We start from the raw sequence: 361 nt of genomic DNA, 5'->3' as shown, positions 1-361 counted from the left end.
GCCCGTCGAGCGAGTGCACGACGGCGTCGATGCCGGCGGCCGGGTCGCCCCGCCGGGCCACCAGGTCCGGCACCGTCGCGATGGTGAAGTCGTCCGGCTCGACGTCCGCGAGCTCGGCCCAGGTCACCGGCGTCGACACCGTCGCCCGCGGGGTCTTGCGCACCGAGTACGCCGACGCGACCGTCTTGTCCCGCGCGGTCTGGTTGAAGTCCACGAAGATCCGCGCGCCTCGCTCTTCCTTCCACCAGGCGGTCGTCACCCGCGTGGGGTCCCGGCGTTCGACCTCACGGGCCAGCGCGATGACGGCGCGCCGCACCTCGATGAAGTCCCAGCGCGGCTCGATCCGGACGTAGACGTGCAC

General features: G+C 72.9%; 1 protein-coding gene. It reads right to left on the bottom strand.

Annotated elements, in window-relative coordinates; all coding sequences use genetic code 11:
• A partial coding sequence (gene ligD / locus AC1DYG_RS20900; protein ID WP_477641737.1) for a non-homologous end-joining DNA ligase LigD occupies nt 1-361 on the bottom strand: 361 nt, incomplete at both ends.

This window comes from Pedococcus sp. P1_H8, from assembly GCF_056405175.1.
The sequence above is the reverse complement of the archived record's forward strand: the minus strand, read 5'-3'. Positions and strand labels throughout refer to the sequence as shown.